The organism is Mesorhizobium sp. M0040 (assembly GCF_040323505.1).
Taxonomy (GTDB): Bacteria; Pseudomonadota; Alphaproteobacteria; order Rhizobiales; family Rhizobiaceae; genus Mesorhizobium.
Window position 1 is genome coordinate 1 of sequence record NZ_JAMYVA010000041.1, and the last position, 17,252, is coordinate 17,252.

The 17,252-nt window shown below is 62.8% G+C and carries 17 protein-coding genes and 2 pseudogenes; 8 read left to right on the forward strand and 11 right to left on the reverse strand.

Annotated elements, in window-relative coordinates:
* Positions 1–253: 253 nt before the first annotated feature.
* Positions 254–621: pseudogene (locus NKJ91_RS25610) on the reverse strand (endonuclease domain-containing protein).
* Between the two features lie 255 nt (positions 622–876).
* The gene (locus NKJ91_RS25615) at positions 877–1,896 is read right to left on the reverse strand and encodes a GH25 family lysozyme (RefSeq protein ID WP_352457756.1); all 1,020 of its coding nucleotides are present in this window, start codon (positions 1,894–1,896) and stop codon (positions 877–879) included.
* Between the two features lie 274 nt (positions 1,897–2,170).
* Between NKJ91_RS25615 and NKJ91_RS25620 the strand changes: the two genes are divergently transcribed.
* Complete coding sequence (locus NKJ91_RS25620; protein WP_352457757.1) at positions 2,171–3,061, forward strand: hypothetical protein; 891 nt, start codon at positions 2,171–2,173, stop codon at positions 3,059–3,061.
* A gap of 13 nt (positions 3,062–3,074) precedes the next feature.
* Here the strand turns inward: NKJ91_RS25620 and NKJ91_RS25625 are convergent, their stop codons facing one another.
* From NKJ91_RS25625 to NKJ91_RS25645, 5 genes are all read right to left on the reverse strand, one after another.
* The gene (locus NKJ91_RS25625) at positions 3,075–3,287 is read right to left on the reverse strand and encodes a hypothetical protein (RefSeq protein WP_023674755.1); all 213 of its coding nucleotides are present in this window, start codon (positions 3,285–3,287) and stop codon (positions 3,075–3,077) included.
* A gap of 119 nt (positions 3,288–3,406) precedes the next feature.
* Complete coding sequence (locus NKJ91_RS25630; protein ID WP_352457758.1) at positions 3,407–3,805, reverse strand: GFA family protein; 399 nt, start codon at positions 3,803–3,805, stop codon at positions 3,407–3,409.
* Positions 3,806–4,001: 196 nt separating this feature from the next.
* Positions 4,002–4,958, reverse strand: coding sequence for an alpha/beta fold hydrolase (locus tag NKJ91_RS25635; RefSeq protein ID WP_352457759.1), 957 nt, complete (start codon positions 4,956–4,958; stop codon positions 4,002–4,004).
* 22 nt (positions 4,959–4,980) lie between these two features.
* Positions 4,981–5,466, reverse strand: coding sequence for an SRPBCC family protein (locus tag NKJ91_RS25640; protein WP_352457760.1), 486 nt, complete (start codon positions 5,464–5,466; stop codon positions 4,981–4,983).
* A gap of 121 nt (positions 5,467–5,587) precedes the next feature.
* Entirely contained in the window at positions 5,588–5,836 is a 249-nt protein-coding gene (locus NKJ91_RS25645; protein WP_023674751.1) for a ParB N-terminal domain-containing protein, read from the reverse strand.
* Between the two features lie 156 nt (positions 5,837–5,992).
* Between NKJ91_RS25645 and NKJ91_RS25650 the strand changes: the two genes are divergently transcribed.
* The 5 genes from NKJ91_RS25650 to NKJ91_RS25670 all read left to right on the forward strand — a co-directional run bounded on the left by NKJ91_RS25650 (position 5,993) and on the right by NKJ91_RS25670 (position 11,715).
* On the forward strand, positions 5,993–7,633 hold the full coding sequence (locus tag NKJ91_RS25650; protein WP_352457761.1) for a N,N-dimethylformamidase beta subunit family domain-containing protein: 1,641 nt from the start codon (positions 5,993–5,995) through the stop codon (positions 7,631–7,633).
* 1 nt (position 7,634) lies between these two features.
* The gene (locus NKJ91_RS25655; RefSeq protein WP_352457762.1) at positions 7,635–9,002 is read left to right on the forward strand and encodes an aminotransferase family protein; all 1,368 of its coding nucleotides are present in this window, start codon (positions 7,635–7,637) and stop codon (positions 9,000–9,002) included.
* Positions 9,003–9,009: 7 nt separating this feature from the next.
* Positions 9,010–9,939, forward strand: coding sequence for a 3,5-dioxohexanoate:acetyl-CoA acetone transferase (kce, locus tag NKJ91_RS25660; RefSeq protein WP_352457763.1), 930 nt, complete (start codon positions 9,010–9,012; stop codon positions 9,937–9,939).
* Between the two features lie 298 nt (positions 9,940–10,237).
* Positions 10,238–10,687 (forward strand): GNAT family N-acetyltransferase, encoded by a 450-nt coding sequence (locus NKJ91_RS25665; RefSeq protein ID WP_198023527.1) that lies wholly within the window; start codon positions 10,238–10,240, stop codon positions 10,685–10,687.
* Positions 10,684–11,715: a histone deacetylase family protein gene (locus NKJ91_RS25670; protein ID WP_352457764.1), complete on the forward strand. Its 1,032-nt coding sequence runs from the start codon at positions 10,684–10,686 to the stop codon at positions 11,713–11,715. Before NKJ91_RS25665 ends, NKJ91_RS25670 begins: the two co-directional genes overlap by 4 nt.
* An 18-nt stretch (positions 11,716–11,733) precedes the next feature.
* Here the strand turns inward: NKJ91_RS25670 and NKJ91_RS25675 are convergent.
* Together NKJ91_RS25675 and NKJ91_RS25680 are read right to left on the reverse strand one after the other, a co-directional pair.
* A pseudogene (locus NKJ91_RS25675) lies at positions 11,734–12,998 on the reverse strand (cysteine desulfurase-like protein).
* A gap of 48 nt (positions 12,999–13,046) precedes the next feature.
* Entirely contained in the window at positions 13,047–14,114 is a 1,068-nt protein-coding gene (locus tag NKJ91_RS25680; protein ID WP_352457765.1) for an aldo/keto reductase, read from the reverse strand.
* 382 nt (positions 14,115–14,496) lie between these two features.
* Between NKJ91_RS25680 and NKJ91_RS25685 the strand changes: the two genes are divergently transcribed.
* On the forward strand, positions 14,497–14,661 hold the full coding sequence (locus NKJ91_RS25685; RefSeq protein WP_023674744.1) for a hypothetical protein: 165 nt from the start codon (positions 14,497–14,499) through the stop codon (positions 14,659–14,661).
* Between the two features lie 52 nt (positions 14,662–14,713).
* On the opposite strand, the gene NKJ91_RS25690 is transcribed toward NKJ91_RS25685, so the two are convergent.
* A complete protein-coding gene (locus tag NKJ91_RS25690; protein WP_352457766.1) occupies positions 14,714–15,220 on the reverse strand; it encodes a DUF1993 domain-containing protein in 507 nt (168 codons plus the stop codon).
* A gap of 123 nt (positions 15,221–15,343) precedes the next feature.
* Here NKJ91_RS25690 and NKJ91_RS25695 point away from each other — a divergent pair, with 123 nt between their 5' ends.
* Positions 15,344–16,393 (forward strand): DUF1176 domain-containing protein, encoded by a 1,050-nt coding sequence (locus NKJ91_RS25695; protein ID WP_352457767.1) that lies wholly within the window; start codon positions 15,344–15,346, stop codon positions 16,391–16,393.
* Here NKJ91_RS25695 and NKJ91_RS25700 read toward each other — a convergent pair.
* Complete coding sequence (locus tag NKJ91_RS25700) at positions 16,390–17,247, reverse strand: alpha/beta hydrolase (RefSeq protein ID WP_352457768.1); 858 nt, start codon at positions 17,245–17,247, stop codon at positions 16,390–16,392. The genes NKJ91_RS25695 and NKJ91_RS25700 overlap by 4 nt on opposite strands.
* Between the last annotated feature and the right edge of the window lie 5 nt (positions 17,248–17,252).

The window sequence follows — 17,252 nt, forward strand, 5'->3', positions numbered from 1 at the left end:
GACGTTATCCAATCCTGGGGACGACCTCCAAGGAATCCTCAGATAAGGGCCGACGTTCGAGACCAACCAAAGGGGATGGCGCGGCGCCTCCCCTTCTCCCCTTGTGGGAGAAGGTGGCCTCGCGAAGCGAGGTCGGATGAGGGGTGCTCCAGCTTGGCACCGACGCACTCCGTCCAACACCCCTCAACCGTCTCGGCGCTCCGCGCCGAGCCACCTTCTCCCCTTGTCAGGGGGAGAAGGGAAGAGCGCGCTATTACCGCCAAGGCTGCAAACTGTCATCGCGGACGTAAGCGATGATGGTGTCGCAGACTGCGTTCAGATCCCGCAGCACGTCGTCATTCCAGAAACGCAGTACACGAAAGCCCCTCGCCCTTCGGCGTCCCGCTCCCGGTCATAGTTCGAACCCGCATGCTGGCTGCCGTCGATCTCGATGATCAGTCTGGCCTCGGCGCAAATGAAATCGGCGATGAATTTGCCGACCGGAACCTGGCGCCGGAATTTGATGCCATCGAGCCTGCGTCCGCGCAGTTCGTGCCACAGGCGGCCTTCCGCTTCCGTCGGCTCGCGTCGCATCGAGCGGGCAAAACGACGTTTGGTCGGCGCAACGGGCTGGTGCGGCATGGGGCGACGTTATCCAATCCTGGGGACGACCTCCAAGGAATCCTCAGATAAGGGCCGACGTTCGAGACCAACCAAAGGGGATGGCGCGGCGCCTCCCCTTCTCCCCTTGTGGGAGAAGGTGGCCTCGCGAAGCGAGGTCGGATGAGGGGTGCTCCAGCTTGGCACCGACGCACTCCGTCCAACACCCCTCAACCGTCTTGGCGCTGCGCGCCAATCCACCTTCTCCCACATGGGGAGAAGGAAGAAGCTGCCGCGCTACTCCGCCTCGGCCACCATCTGCCGGCCGCCCACCCAGTCGCGCCAGGCCCTCTCATCGCCGTGGAAGACGTTGAGGTCTATGCGGCCTCTTACGCCGTGCGACAGGCCGGAGCCGGAATATTGCCAGAACAGCCATTTGCGGTCGGGATAGACCTTTGACGGGTGCGCCGCCACGGCGCGCAGCCAGAACGGATAATCGAGGAAGGCGCCCCTGAGATTGTCACGGTAGAAGTCGGGCGCGGTGTAGATGATCGGCCGCTGGCCGTAGTGGCGCTCGAGCTTGTCCATGAACACCTGCATCTTTTCCAGCACCTTTTGCCGCGATGGGCGGCGCTTGCAGCTGGAGTCGCCGTTCCACTCGACGTCGATCACCGGCGGCAGCGCACCCTCGACCCGCGGCACGTTGCGGATGAACCAATCGGCCTGCTCGCCGGCGGTGCGGCACCAATAGAAGAAGTGATAGGCGCCGCGCTTGAGGCCGGCGGCGTCGGCACTGCGCCAGTTTCTGGTGAACATCGGGTCGAGATGGTCGCCCCCGTCGGTGGCCTTGATATAGGCGAAGTTGGCGCCCTGGGCACGCAGCTTTCCCCAGTTCACATTGCCCTGCCAGCGCGAAACGTCGACGCCGTGGACGGCGAGACGCCTCGGCGAGGATGCCTTGCCGAAATTGATCGGCTTGGCATCGCGAAAACCATAGCGCGTGACCGGTTCGGCAAGCATTGCTGGTGCCGCGCGTGTCAGCCGCTTCGGCGGCGACATCAGCGCGATCACCTCGGCCGGCGGTTCGACGTCCTGATCGGGTACGTCCATCGCGACCGGCTGTTCGTCCTGCTCCTGTTCGGCAAAAGCGGGCGCAGCATCAGTTTTCGCCACGGACGCCACCGGCGCGGGTGGCCGCACAACCGAGCTGGTGGTCTCGCTGGACGGCACTTGCAGCGCATCGACGCCGGAGGTTGACGTGCAGCCGGCAAGGCACAGCGCTGCGATCGAAAAGATGACGACGCCTGATAACCGCATCTGGACCTGTACGCAAAACACAACAGACCGAAGGCAGGACAACGCCGCCGGACAAACCAAGCTGGATTCCTAACAAGAAACTACCAACAAAGTTTGAATCGAATTGTTAGGGCTTTGCAGCGGGACGTTGGCCGGGCGGAGGTGTGCTGTCCCTCCAATGTTCGGCCACGTCGCTGCCTCGGCTTGACAACTCACGGCATGAGATTAGTCTCTACTAATCTTACGGTGTAAGGCACCACGTGGAGGACGCCATGCAGCCCGCCGCCCGTCAGAATTGCAGCCCGTAGTCCCGCCGGAGCCATGCTCGCCCGCCATCGGGGTCGACGAGATACCTCGCAACCTCAGTCGCGCCATCGAACGCGCCGAGGTCAATGCCTGGCTCGATCTCTATCGCGCCGCCCCGGCAGACTTTGCCGCAAGGCAAGGCCTTGCCATCGCCGAAGATGGCGATCTCGTCTGGACCACCTGCACGACGATCCCGTTCATCCATTTCAACTGTGTCAAAAATTTCGGCGTCGAGAGCGCGGCCACCGAGAGCCGGCTCGACGCGCTTTTGGCGCATTATCGCGACGCCGGCATTCTGCGGCCCTGGTTCTACACCAACCCACACACCGAGCCCGCGACGCTCAGCTGCTGGCTCGAGGCGCGCGGCCTGCAACGTCAGGCCGGCTGGGAACGCATCTTTCGCGACGCCACGCCATTGCCCGCTGAGCCGCTTTTCCCGACGGAGGATGTCTCGGTCGAGCGGGTGACGCCGGCAACGGCAAGGGAATGGGCTGGGTTCATCGACAGCCAATATCGGTTGCCGACCTCACCGTGGTTGCTGGCGCTGGCCGGCCGACGCGGCTGGCATCATTACATGCTGCGGCGGGAAGACGCGGTGGCGGCGGTGCGCTCGATGTTCATCGGCGCCGACGGCATGGCCTGGAGCGGCATCGACGCGCCGGTGCCCGGCATCATGGCGCCGAGCTTCGACCTCGATGCAATGCTCGGCGAAGCGATGGTGCGCGACGGACTTGCGGCCGGTGCAAAACTGTTCGTGGCCGATATCGAGGCGCCGCGAGCCGAACGTGACGGGCCAGCCTACCGCAACTATGCACGCCTCGGCTTCAAGCTTGCCTATTTCCGCAGCCATTACAGCTATTTGCCGGCAAATTCCGGCTGACCGCTTCAAGACCCTAGCTGCACAACCACAGCTTGTGACAGGTCGTGGCCATGAGGTGGGCCGGCGGTACAAAGCGATCGTTGACCGGCGCATCATCGTCTACCCGGCGGACCTTTTCTTCGAGCAACGTGCGAAGTTGTGCCGGTTGCACGCGGTCGCGCTCCATTACCAGCTTGATCATCGGATCGCTCAAGAGTTCATCCAGGGTGTTGATGCTGTCGTTCATCCGTCGCCTCCTCGACTGCCTGCCCGCATGCCAATAGATAGGCAGCAATGATGGCCCGCCAATGACGCTTTGCCGGCTATCTCGTGTCGCTTCGGATTAAATTTTGTCCAGATTCCACCTCAAGCCGGAGGTGGCGCGCCTTCAAACTGCGGCAGGCCGTCGTCGATCTGCACCCAGGGCTGCTTCGAGGCGGTCCAGATATGCATCTCAGGCCTGAACAACGAGGGATCATCGAGCGAGCCGGTGGTGATGCCGATAATGCCGGCGGAATCGCGCCGGGAAAACATCGTCGTGCCGCAGCGCGGACAAAAGCCGCGCTTGAGATCGGGCGAGGAATTCACCGTCGCCAGCGGTCCGTCGACCGTCACATCATCGATGCGGAACAGCACGCGCGCGTTGAAGGCGGCACCCAGCGCCTTCTGGCACAACCGGCAATGGCAGACGCGCTCATTGATCGGTGCCGCCTCGGCGCGGTAGCGCACCGCACCGCACAAACACCCGCCCTGATATCTTGCCATCACCCGCGTCCCTGCCCTGTGAGGATAGGCGGCATACCTATCGATAGGCGTGGCAGCGTCAATTGAAAAGCTTTGATGGCGCCATCTATGGCTGTGATTCGGCCAATACACGATTGGCCGATGCGCCGGGCCAAGGCCCCATGGGCGACATGCCGGCCATCTCGCGGAAGACGGCCGGCAGACAATTGACTGGGCGTCAGTTCGTTTCGTTGACGACCTCGTCCCAGGTCTTGACCTTGGTCTGGCCATTGAGGAACGGCAGCGCGGCAGCTGTCAGTTCCGGCGCGAAGAACACATCGTAGTGGGTGCGGTTCGGCACGATCGCCAGGCGGTTCTGCGACAGGTTCTCGCGCATCCAGCCGGCGTCCTTCAACCCGCCGCCGAGCATCTGATAGAACTTGATCTCGTGCTCGGGCCGGTACATGTCGCTGTCGCCGAACACCAGCATCACCGGCATTTTCAGCTTCGGCACGTCGGCCGAATAGTCGTAGTCCTTGCGCATATATGCGCCGAGCTGGTCGAGCAGTTTCGGAAAATCCTCCGGATGCGGCGCAACCGCGACGTAGGATTTGTACATCGGTGTGTCCTTCATCATGTCGGCCATCGCCGCGCCGACCTGTGCCTGCTGGCCACGCATCTCGGCATAGAAGCCGTCCGCGGCGTAGCCGGTCGAGACCAGCACCAGGCGGCGCACCGTTTGGGGATGCTGGACGGCCATGCGGAAGGCGACGCCGCCGCCCAGCGAATAGCCCATCACGTCGACCTTGTCGTAGCCGAGCGCCTTGACGATCGCCGCCATGTCGTCGCCCATCGCCTCCAGGCTGAGCGGCCGGTCGCCGAGCGCGGTGCGGCCATGGCCCTGCAGGTCGACCCCGATGACGGTGCGGTTTTCGGTAAGTTTCGGCAGGATCGGCGCGAACATGTCGGTCGTGCCGAGACCGCCATGCAGCAGAAGCAGCGGCTCGCCCTTGCCGTAGACGGCGTAATAATAGTTCAGGCCGTTGATCGGCAGCAGGCCGGATTTTTCCGGCGTCGGCAGTGTTGCGGTTGCGGTCGTCATGGCGGGCTTGGCCTCCTCTGCGTTTATGCTGCCCGGCGCGGCAAACAGCGCGGCGGCCGAGGCGAAAATGGCGAAAAATACCGATCTGGACATCAGTCTCCCTCTCCCGTTTGCATCAAAGTCGCTTTGCGACCTCCTCAAGCTGTTCGGCGCACTGGCCCCAGCCGTCGTGAAAACCCATTTTCTCGTGCTGTTCGCGGTCGGCGACCGACCAATGCGCAACCCGGGCGATGTAGCGGGTCTTGCCCTCGCCCTCGTCCTCGAGTGTCACAACGCCAGTCATGAACGGTTTTGCGGAAGGCTCCCACGCCTTGGTATAGGCATCGGTGAAGACGAGCTTCCTGCCCGGCACGACTTCGAGGAAGACGCCGGGATTCGCAAACTCGTTGCCGTCGGGACCGGCCATGACGACCAGGCTGGTGCCACCGGCGCGAACGTCCATCTCCGCTCGCGGCGTCGTCCACGGCTTCGGCGCGAACCATTGCGTCAAGAGCTTCGGCTCGGTCCAGCAGCGATAGACGTTCTCGCGCGGCGCATCGATGATGCGGGCGAGAACCAGCTCGCGGTCGGAGTTGGGGGCGACGTCGAGCTTGGTGGTCATGATGTTTCCTCACATGTCGGTTTTGGCTTCCGTGTCTAGGACGAACCGACAAGACGCAAGCCGACACGGTCCGCGAAAAAATCCGCGGGACAGGAGATTCGAACGACGGAAATAAGTGGCTTCAGTGGCGCTTGGCTTGCACCAGATAGGCGTCGATCTCGGTCTCGCCGAGCCACTTGGCCGCTTCCAGCCGATGCAACCCTTCGACCAGGATATGGCGCTTGCCGTCATGGCGCACCTGGATCGGCATCTTCATGCCGTTTTCCAGAATGTCCTCGGCCAGATGGCGGACGGTTTCGGGATGCAGCGTCTTCTTGCGCGCCGTCGGCACGTAGATATCGTTGACCCTGACCTTTTGCACTCTCAGCATATCGGCTCCCGTGGCGGACAACGCCGCCATTTGTGAGATAGTCTGTTTGTCAGGCAAGGCCAAGTGAGCAGCCCGGCAATGGCTGGCCCGATCGTTTCCAATTGACGCTTGGCCGGCGGATGGCCGAAATGGCGGCCTTCGACCTTAGCGGTGTCCATGAACCATCTGCCGACCGAGTTTCCCGATTTCGGACTGACGCCGGAGCAGCGACGCCAGGCGGTGCGCAGCCATTACTGGGAATGGCCCGGTATGGATGGCGGGCGCGGCGAAATCTGGTGCTACAGCGACCGTTTTTCCTATCGCCCCGGCGAGATGGTGGCGCTGCATGTCAGTTCGACGGCCGCCGGTTTCGGCATCGCAATCATCCGCGACGGCGGCGCGGAAACGACAATGTTCGAAAGGACCGGGATTGCGGCGCGCTGGCAAGATACGCCGGATCAATGTTCGGTCGAAGGCTGCGGCTGGCAAGCTTCGTTCGAGTTTCGCATCGGCGACGACTGGCCATCCGGCGCCTATCGCGTGACGCTGACGGCAGATGGCCGGGACGGCAAGCCGATCCGCTGCCACCATCTTTTTATCGTCGCGCCGCAGCCTGGCAAGAAGCCTGGCCGTGTGCTGCAGGTGGCGGCCACCGGCACCTGGCTCGCCTACAATACATGGGGCGGTTCCAACCATTACGAAGGCATCACCGGGCCAGGCCGGGACCAATATGCACGAATGGTGTCGACGCAGCGGCCGTGGTGCCGCGGCTTCGTCGTGCTGCCCAGGGACGCGCCGCGCGTGCCGCTCGAAGTCGCCGTGCCGCCGAAAACCGTGCCGCGCTATCCGCATATGGAATGGGCCTTTGCTACCGGCCATTCGAAGAAATACGCCTCGTCCGGCTGGGCAAGCTACGACAGCCATTTCTTCCGCTTCGCCGAGCGTGCCGGCTACGCCGTCGATCTCGCCAGCCAGCACGATCTGCATTTTTCGCCCGACATTCTCGACGGCTATGACTGCGTCGTCCTGGTCGGCCACGACGAATATTGGACCTGGGAAATGCGCGATGCGGTCGACACCTATGTCGAGCGCGGCGGTCATGCGGCGCGCTTTGCCGGCAATTTCATGTGGCAGACCAGGCTGGAGGACGAAGGCCGCCGGCAGGTCTGTTACAAATACCGCGCTCGCGCCGAGGACCCGGCCTATCGCGGCGGCGATATAAGGCGCGCCACCAATTCCTGGGAAGCGCCGGAAATCGGCCGGCCGGGTGCGGCGACCTTCGGCCTCAACGCGACAAGAGGCGTCTATGCCGGCTGGGGCGGCTGCGCGCCGCGCGGCGTACGCGGCTTTCCGGTCTACCGGCCGGAGCATTGGGCGTTTGCCGGCACCGGCATCTACTATGGCGATCTGCTCGGCGCCGACAGCCATGTCTATGGCTACGAGGTCGACGGGCTCGATTTCGAGATCCGCGGCGGCCTGCCCTACCCCAAGCCCGACAGCGGTGCACCGGACGGGCTGCAAGTGCTGGCCGTCGGCATGGCGAGCCAGGTCGAGGAAAGCGCCGACATTGCGTTCGACGACCAGTTTCTCGGCGACGAGGACGGACGCTTCACCGCCGAGACGCTGTTCGGCGAGGCAAGCGATGCCAACCTCGACAAGGTCAAACGCGGCAACGGCATGATCGTCAATTTCCCGCGCGGCAAAGGCGAGGTGTTTCACGCCGGAAGCTGCGAATGGGTTGCCGGCCTGCTAAGGCAGGATGCGATGGTAGAGCGCGTCACCAGAAATGTCCTCGATCGCTATCTTGGAAAGCCATGACATGTTGAAGTCTCCTGCCCCGGAAACTCGCGAAGCCTCGCATCTGTTTTATCTATCCAGCGTGCGCCGGCCGCTGATCGACCGCGCCGAAGGCATCTACATGTGGACGCAGGATGGCCGCCGCTTCATCGACGGATCGAGCGGCCCGATGGTCGCCAATATCGGCCACTCCAATCGCAACGTGCTCGACGCGATGAAACGGCAGATGGACCGCGCCACCTTCGCCTACCGCCTGCATTTCGAGAACGAACCGGCAGAGGAGCTCGCGCGGCAGCTGGCGGCCAAACTCCCCGAGGGCCTGGACCGCATCTTTTTCGTCTCCGGCGGCTCGGAAGCAACGGAATCCTGCGTCAAGCTGGCGCGGCAGTGGGCGGTCGCCACCGGTCAGCCCAGCCGCTGGAAGGTGATCACGCGCTTTCCGTCCTATCATGGCGGCACGCTCGGCGCGCTCGCCGTCACCGGCGACGATGCGCTGTCCGAAACATTTGTGCCGATGATGCAGATGATGCCGACCGTGCCGGCGCCCATCGCCTGGCGCGACCGCGACAATCTTTCGATGGAACAGCGCGGCATCCGCTACGCCGACATGCTGGAGGAAAAGATCCTCGCCGAGGGACCGCAGAGCGTGCTCGCCTTCATCATGGAGCCAGTCGGCGGCGCTGCCACGGCAGCACTGGTGGCGCCGGACAGCTACTATCCGCGCATCCGCGAGATCTGCGATCGCTACGGCATCCTGCTCATCCATGACGAAGTGATGAGCGGTGCCGGCCGCACCGGAAAATTCCTCGGCGGCGACCACTGGAACTGCAAGCCCGACATCGTCGCGCTGTCGAAGGGGCTGGGCTCTGGCTACGCGCCGCTCGGCGCGCTGGCGGCACCGATGCGGCTGGTGCAGCCATTGCTCGCGTCGGGCGGCTTCCAGCACGGCCATACCTATGCCGGCAATCCGCTCGCCTGCGCCGCCGGGCTCGCCGTGCTCGGCGAGATGGACCGTCTCGGCCTGATCGCCAACGCGGCTGTCATGGGCGAGCTATTGATGGACGAGCTGAAGGGATTGGCGAAGCGGTTTCCGTTCATCGCCGACGTCCGCGGCAAGGGCCTGCTCACCGGTGCCGAAATGGTCGCCGACCCAGAAACGCTGAGGCCGATCGAGCCGGCAAAGAAGGCCACCCAGCATCTGCTCGACCTCGCCTACGAGCGCGGCCTGATCATCTACGGACGCAAGGTCAAGGGCGGTGTCGACGGCGACAATTTCATGGTCGCGCCGCCGATGATCGTCACCGCCGCGCAGATCGGCGAGATCGTATCCATCATCGGCGACTCGCTCGAGGTGCTGGCCGGCGAGCTCGACCTGCCGGTCGAAGGTTGAGGCGACCATGGCACCGCGCAAAGTCATTATCACCTGTGCCGTCACCGGGTCGGTGCACACGCCATCGATGTCGCCGCATCTGCCCGTGACGCCGGACCAGATCGCCGCAGACGCGATCGCCGCCGCCGAGGCCGGCGCTTCGATCCTGCATCTTCATGCCCGCGACCCCAAGGATGGGCGGCCGACCGCCGACCCCGAGGTGTTCATGCAGTTCCTGCCGCGCATCAAGCAGGCGACCGATGCGGTGATCAACATCACCACCGGCGGATCGTCGCTGATGACGCTCGACCAGCGGCTGGCCGCGCCGCTCAGGGCCGAGCCGGAAATGTGTTCGCTCAATATGGGTTCGATGAATTTTGCGCTGTTCCCGATGCTCGAGCGGCCGCGAGAATGGCAGCACGAATGGGAGCCGAAGCTGCTCGAGGCTACCCGTGACACGATCTTCAAGAACACCTTTGCCGATATGGAGACGGTGCTGGAAAAGCTTGGGCGCGGCTGTGGCACGCGTTTCGAATTCGAGTGCTACGATGTCGGCCATCTCTATTCGCTTGCGCATTTCCGCGACCGCGGGCTGGTGTCGGGACCATTGTTCATCCAATTCGTGTTCGGCATATTGGGTGGTATCGGCGCCGATCCAGAAAACCTGGTCCACATGAAGCGCATCGCCGACAAACTGTTCGGCGAGAGCTACCGGTTTTCGGTGCTGGCCGCCGGACGCCACCAGATGCCGATGATCTCGATTGCGGCGGCAATGGGCGGCAATGTCCGCGTCGGGCTGGAGGACAGCCTCTACGACGGGCGCCAGCTCGCCAAGTCCAATGCCGACCACGTCCGCCGTATCCGCAGCGTGCTGGAAGGGCTGTCGCTGGACGTCGCGACGCCGGCCGAGGCACGCGCCATGCTGGCGCTCAAGGGCGGCGACCGGGTGGCGTTCTGAGAGGAAGGCAATCTGAAATGTTTGGCTCCCGGCCCACCCCCCTCTGTCCTGCCCTCTTTACCACTACTTGGCATCTCCCCCTCAAGGGGGGAGATTGGCAGCTTCGCCGTCCTTCCCCTTTTTCAGCGTTGGAGATTGGCGAACGCGGAGGTGATCCGATCTCCCCCCTTGAGGGGGAGATGCCAAGTAGTCGTAAAGAGGGCAGGCCAGAGGGGAGTGCCTTGGCATCGTACCTCCAGTGACTGTCGCTTTGCCCGAGATCAACATCCGGCCCGGGACCGTCGAGGACGTCGAAACCATGCACGCCGCACTCCTACGGCTCGGCGCGCATGTCGGCGCACATCAGGAGATCACCTCGACAGCTCAGGATCTCCGCACCTATGGCTTTGGCGAAAAGCCTGCCTTCTCGACCTTGATCGCCGAAGTCGGTGGCGAATTTGCCGGGCTTTGCCTGTATTTTCCGATCTTCTCGACATGGATGGGACGGCCCGGCGTCTATGTGCAGGACCTCTATGTCGAGGACCGTTTTCGTGGCCGCAGGATCGGCGAGCGCCTGCTGCGCCGGGTGGCGGCGCAGTGCCGGAAGGCAGGCGGCGTCTATCTCAGGCTGTCCGTCGACACCGACAACAAGACCGCCAAGGCTTTTTACGAACGGTTAGGCATTGGCTGGTCGAGCTACGAGCAGGTGCAGAAGATCGTCGGCGACGCCTTTTTCGCCTTTGCCGATGCACCGGAGGAGCCAACATGAAAGCCTTCTATGCCGAAGAACAGAAGCGCCACGACCCGAAGGCGTTCCTCTCAAGCGGCGCGCCGCAGCCCAATCCGGAAAAGCCGGAACGGGTCGAGCGATTGTTAGCCGGCACCAAGGCTGCCGGCTGCACGATCGAACGGCCGCGGGATCATGGGCTCGGCCCGATTGCGGCGGTGCATACGCCCGAATATCTCGATTTCCTCCAGCATATCTTCCCGCGCTGGCAGCGCATCGAGGGCGCCTCGGCCGAGGTCATCCCCAATATCCATCCGATCGCGCGGAACGGCTCCTATCCGGCCTCGGCGGTCGGCCAGGCCGGCTACCACATGGCCGACACCGCCTGCCCGATCTCCGGCGAGACGTGGCAGAGCGCGCTTTGGAGCGCCTGGAGCGCGGTTGAAACCGCCGAGGCGGTGATGTCGGGAGCGCCGGCCGCCTATGCGCTGTGCCGGCCGCCCGGCCATCACGCCTTTGCCGATGTCGCCGGCGGCTTCTGCTTCATCAACAATTCGGCGGTCGCCGCACAGGTTCTGCGCAGGCAGGCGGCGCGGGTGGCGATCCTCGATGTCGACCTGCACCACGGCAATGGCACGCAGGGCATCTTCTATGCCCGGCCGGACGTGCTCACCGTGTCGCTGCATGCCGACCCGGTGCGCTTCTACCCGTTTTTCTGGGGCTATGGCGACGAGCGCGGCGAAGGCGCCGGCCTCGGCTACAATCTCAACCTGCCGCTGCCGCGCAAATCCGGCGATGCAGCGTTCCTCGAAGCGCTGGAGGCATCGTTCCAGCGCATCAACGCCTTCTCGCCCGATGCGCTTGTGGTGGCGCTGGGGCTAGATGCCTTCGAAGGCGATCCGTTCGGCGGGCTGTCGGTGAGCACGCCTGGTTTTTCGCGCATTGGCGAGGTGATCGCCGGGCTCGGCTTGCCAACGGTCATCGTCCAGGAAGGCGGCTATCTCTGCGACGAGCTCGGCGACAATCTCACCGCCTTCCTCACCGGTTTTGGCGGCGCCCACAAGCGATGATCCGCCCGCGAGGGCCGCTCAGGATCGTTCCTGCCTCAGCATGGCGACAACGCGGTGCACGCTCTCCAGCGTCTCGTCGATTTCGGCTGAAGTGTTGTAATGAGCGATGCCGATGCGCACCACCCCCTGCTCGGCCGGAATGCCGAGCTGGTGGACGATCTCCCAGGCGTAGTTGTGGCCGGACCACAGGAAGATGTTTTCGGCATTCATCTGCCGCACGATCGTCTCCGGCACGATGCCTTCGACAGTGAACGACACCGTCGGCACACGCTCATTGATCCGCTTCGGATCGGTGATGCCGTGGATGGTCAGGCCGGCAATATCCGACAGACCGTCGATCAGCTGTTGCGCCAGCGGGTTCTCGTAAGCGATTGAAACTTCGAAGGCCTTGGCGATTTTCAGCCGACGCGATCCTTGCGCGCCGGCTGCCGCGCCCAACTCGGCAAAATAATCGACAGCCGCCGACAGGCCGGCCATCAGTTCGATTTGCGGCGTGCCGAGCTCGAAGCGCTCCGGCAGGGCATTGGACGAGCAGCGGCATTTATACGGCTTAAGCGCATCGATAACGTCCAGCCTGCCCCACAAAATTCCCATATGCGGGCCGAAGAACTTGTAAGCCGAGCAGATCAGGAAATCGCAGCCGAGGTTTTGGACGTCGATCAGGCCATGCGGCGCGAACTGGACGGCATCGACGTAGACCAACGCACCAGCCCGCCTGGCGATGCCGGTCAACGCCTTCACCCGGTTGATCGACCCGGTGAGATTGCTGGCGTAGTTGAGCGCGATGAGCCGCGTCCTCTGGAAAGCAGCGCGACCAACGCCGCCTCCTCGATCTGCCAGCTCTGCTGGTCGAAAGGCAGCCAGCGCACGACAAGGCCAAGGTCTTCAGCCAGTTGCAGCCAGGGTGAGACGTTGCCCTCATGGTCCATGCGGGTGAGGATGATCTCGTCCCCGGGCTTCATCGTGCGGCCGAGCGTTCGCGACATGTGGTAGGTCAATGTCGTCATGTTGGCACCGATGATGATTTCCTGCGGGCTCGCAGCGCCGAGAAAATCCGCCATCGCCAGATGGGCCTCGTCCACGATGTCTTGTGCGGCAACGGTGGTCTCGAAGAAGCCGCCGAGGTTGGCATTGGTGGTCAGCAAGCAACGCGACACTGCGTCCGCCACCGCCTGCGGGACCTGCGTGCCGGCAGGATTGTCGAGATAGATGCGCCGGCGGCCCTTGTCGGTCAGCGACAATGCCGGAAATTTCGCGCGCACCGCGTCGATCCGGAAGTCCATGGCTGTTCCCCTCTCCTTATGACGATCAGACAACCACGTCCCGACGCATCAAGGGCACGGATTGCCGACGCGCTGGTGGATCGCATCAACGGCTTTCTGCATGTCCTCGGTCCAGACCACGTCGGCGGAAGAGAGCGCCATTTCGAGTTGCGAAATGGTGGTGGCGCCGATGATGTTCGAGGTGACCAAGGGCCGGTTCGAGATATAGCCATTGGCAAACAGCGCCGGCTCCATGCCGAAGGTGCGCGCCAACCGGTTGTATTCGAGCTGCACCTCGGCAGCATTCGGAGTCTCGTAGCGCTGGCCGCGGTTGAACAACTGCGAGCGCGAGCCCTGCGGCCGCGCGCCATGATCGTATTTGCCGGTCAAATAGCCTTGCGCCAGCGGCGAATAGGCAAGCAGCGACACCTGCTCGCGCTCGCAGACTTCGGCAAGGTTCACCTCGAAGGTGCGATTGACGAAATTATAGGCGTTCTGCAGCGAGGCGACGCGCGGGCCGAGGCCCTTGTCGGCTTCGGCGATGAAACGCATGACGCCCCAGGAATTCTCGTTCGACAGGCCGAAATGGCGGATCTTGCCGGCCTTCACCAGTTCATCGAATACGGCAAGCGTCTCGGCGATCGGCGTCTCGCCCTCCGGCACGCCGGCGGCATCGGAGCGTCGCGGCACAGCGCCGATGCGGTTCGGATTGGCGCCCCACGGCACGTCGCGTTCCGGCCAGTGGATTTGGTAGAGATCGATGTAATCGGTATTGAGCCTGGCCAGCGATTTTTCGACTGCATCGAAGATGTCGGCGCGCACCAGCTTCGACGGGCGGTCGCCGCGAAACCAGGTATTGGCGGTGCGGCCGACCACTTTCGAGGCGATGATCACCTGCCCGCGATTGCGCTTCTCCTTCATCCAATTGCCGATGAATGTCTCGGTACGGCCTTGTGTCTCCGCCTTGGGCGGGATCGGATAGAGTTCGGCGGTGTCGATGAAATTGACGCCGCGAGCAAACGCCAGATCCATCTGGGCGTGACCGTCCGCCTCGGTGTTCTGCTGGCCCCAGGTCATCGATCCGAGGCAGATTTGCGACACGAAAAGATCGGTCTGGCCGAGACGGCGTTTGTGCATGGAGTTTCTCCGGCGGGAATTTTGCGCGGCTGCGCGAGGAGGAAGCAATAGCATACAGGAAAGCGCCGCCCGCTTCCAAGCCCACCGACGGCAGGCCAGGCGGCTTTCCCAGGATGCCGGCAAACGGAGTTTTCCGTGCGGCTAACAAAAAAGCCGGACTGCATGTGAATGCAGTCCGGAAGTTCGCCAGGAATGGCGAGGAAAACCGGCCAAGTGCCGGCACTGAGGCCTACGGTCGAAGCATCGCAGAAGTTTCGCCGGAACAGCCGAATCATGTCAAAAAAGATCAGGGCAGCATGGCTGCCATGCGAATGCTGCACTGCACAATTGTCATGATCTGCCTATATTGACGGCCGTGGAGGTTCAATAAGGGGCTTGAATCATGGGATTCTTCACTGAAATGTTCGCCCGTCCGCGTCCGCGGGAACAGCTGCGCTATCGAGCGGCGCTGGCGCTGCTCCATTCGATGAGCAATGCCGATCGCGCCGATATCGGCGTCAAGCCGGCCGATTTCCCGCGCATCGCCCGGGAAATGTCCCTGCGCTAAACAGCGCGCCGCGAGATATCCCGGCGCGGCCGGGATATCTCCCGAGCGGATCTCAACGCGATCCGAGGAAGATCGACTTTCCCAATGGCACGCCGTTGTGGCGCAAGATGTCGTAGGCTGTGGTCAGGTGGAAATAGAAATTGGGCATGGCAGCGTGCAGCAGATACTGCAGTCCCGGCATCGAAACCTCGCGCCCCGCAAGCCTCAGTTCGACTATCCTGTCATCTGAACCATCGAATTCGGCCGCCGAAAATGTCGCGAGATAGTCGAGCGTCTTGGTAAGGCGGGCCTGCAGATCAGCGAAGTTCGCCTCATTGTCCTCGTATTTTGGCACCTCGCGTCCCGCAAGCCGTGACGGCGCGCCCTTGGCGTGATCGGTGGCAATCTGTACCTGCCTGGTCAGCGCAAACATGTCCGGCGCCAGCCTCGCCGTCAGATACACCTGCGGATCGATCTTGCGATCAGCCGCATTTTGCTCGGCAATGTTCAGCACATTGGCTAGTGCCTTCAGCCTCGCCGAAAATACCGGCACGGATGCTTCATACATTGATATGGTCACAAGAAATCTCCACGCGGCCCGACTGCCGACGGCGAGAGGTAGCGCTTTCGCAGGCTATTGTTCAAGCGTCACCACGCCGCCGCAATCGATATGATAGGATTTTTCATCGAGTGGAGGTTCCCGATGAGACGCGCACTTTTTGCAGCGACCGCTTTTGTCTCTCTTGCCATTGCCGGCCAATCGGCGCTCGCCGCAGACGCGCCTTATATCGACGACAGGTCGAATGCCGAAGCGGTCATCCGGTCGCTTTATAGTGCCATCAGCCGGCACGAATTCGCGCGCGCCTGGGACTATTTCGGCGACACCAAGCCGGCCAAGGATTTCAATTCCTTCGTCAAAGGCTATGACGGCACGGACACGGTCGAAGTCAAAACCGGTGGCGTATCCGAAGACGGGGCTGCCGGCAGCATCTACTACAGCATTCCGGTCGCCATCCGGGCGACGGCCAAGGACGGCAGCGAGAATGTCTTTGCCGGCTGCTATACGCTGCGCCAGATCAACGCCTCGATCCAGGAACCGCCATTTCGCGCAATCTTTATCGACAAGGGTGCGCTGAAACCCTCAAAGGCCGATTTCGAAGATGCCGTGCCGGCAAGCTGCGGCGAAGGACCGCCGCCGCCGAAGAAGGACGCAGCGGTTGAGCAGGCCAACAAGGCGTTTGCCGCGACTTATGGCGACCAGTGCGACAAGGACATGCCCGGCGGCGATCCGCGAGGAGAGCCGGACGCCTACTCGCTCCGCTACAAGGATGCGGGGGCGGCCGAAAACGAGCCCGAACGCGAGACACGGCTGTTTCGCTTTTTCTGCTCGATGGCCGCCTACAATGAGACCGCAGTCTATTACATCTACGACGAGGTATCGGGCGTCCGGCAATTGCAATTCGCGTCACCGGAACTCGATATTCGCTATGAGAACAACAATAGCGAAGGCAAGGTCGAGGGCATCAACATCATCGGATTCCAGACCGACGACCAGTTGGTCAACTCCGAATATGACGAGGCCACCAAAACGATTTCATCCTTGAACAAGTGGCGCGGCGTCGGCGACGCCTCGTCGGCCGGCACCTACCTGTTTCGCCACGGCAATTTCTCGCTGGTGCAGTATGAGGTCGATGCCTCTTATGACGGCGAGATCAACCCGCAGACCGTGCTCGACTACAACACCGCGCCCTAAGGGACCTTCGATAACATCCAGTTGAGTGTGCCCCGCCAGTCGGTCATGCGGATCGGCGTGCCATGTGTGCCGGTCTCGAAGCGGACAAAGCGGGTCGGGTAGGCTTTCGATTTGCCCAGAATCGATCGGAAGAAGGCTTCCTGTTTCTCGATTGGAAACACCGGGTCCTTGCTGCCCTGGCCGAAGAAGACCGGCACACGGCGCTTGAATGCGGAGCTTGAGAAGAAACTCTCGTCCCACAGCGAGCCGAGCAGCAGCAGCCCGTCGATGCGCCCGCCGGAGTCCTTGCGGCCTGCCAGCTTCCAGCACAACGCGCCGCCCATAGAGCCGCAGGCGACGAAGATTTTTGCGCGCGGCGACTGTTCGGCATAGTGGCCGATCAATGCGGCGATCTGGGCGGCACCGGTGTCGCCGAAATCGGAAAAATCCGGCGACAGATAGAGGCCGCCATTACCGGCCATCAGGTTCTTGATACGGTTGAAATTGCCGCCGAAAGTGAAATCGTCAGCACCCTGCTTACGGCTGCCGCCCTGCCCGTGCAGATAGAGCACGATGATGCTGGCGCCCTCGGCCTTGCCGACGGCGATGTGGCGGACATCGCCGGCATCGGTCTTCAGCAACAAATCCTGCTGCACCTTGCGCACACCGATATCGGTGTATTGCGCATGCACCCGGCGCTCAGGCACTTCGTCGCGGGTGTTGATATCGCGCAGCTCACGATAGTCGATGACCGTATAGGCGCCGTTGCTCTCGGACGAAAGTGTGGCCGGATAGGCGAACAGATCGTCCTTGAAGGGTTTGAGTTCGAGAGCGTTGGCGTAGGCGGCACAAGAGAGCGACAAAAGAATCGCCATCAGCA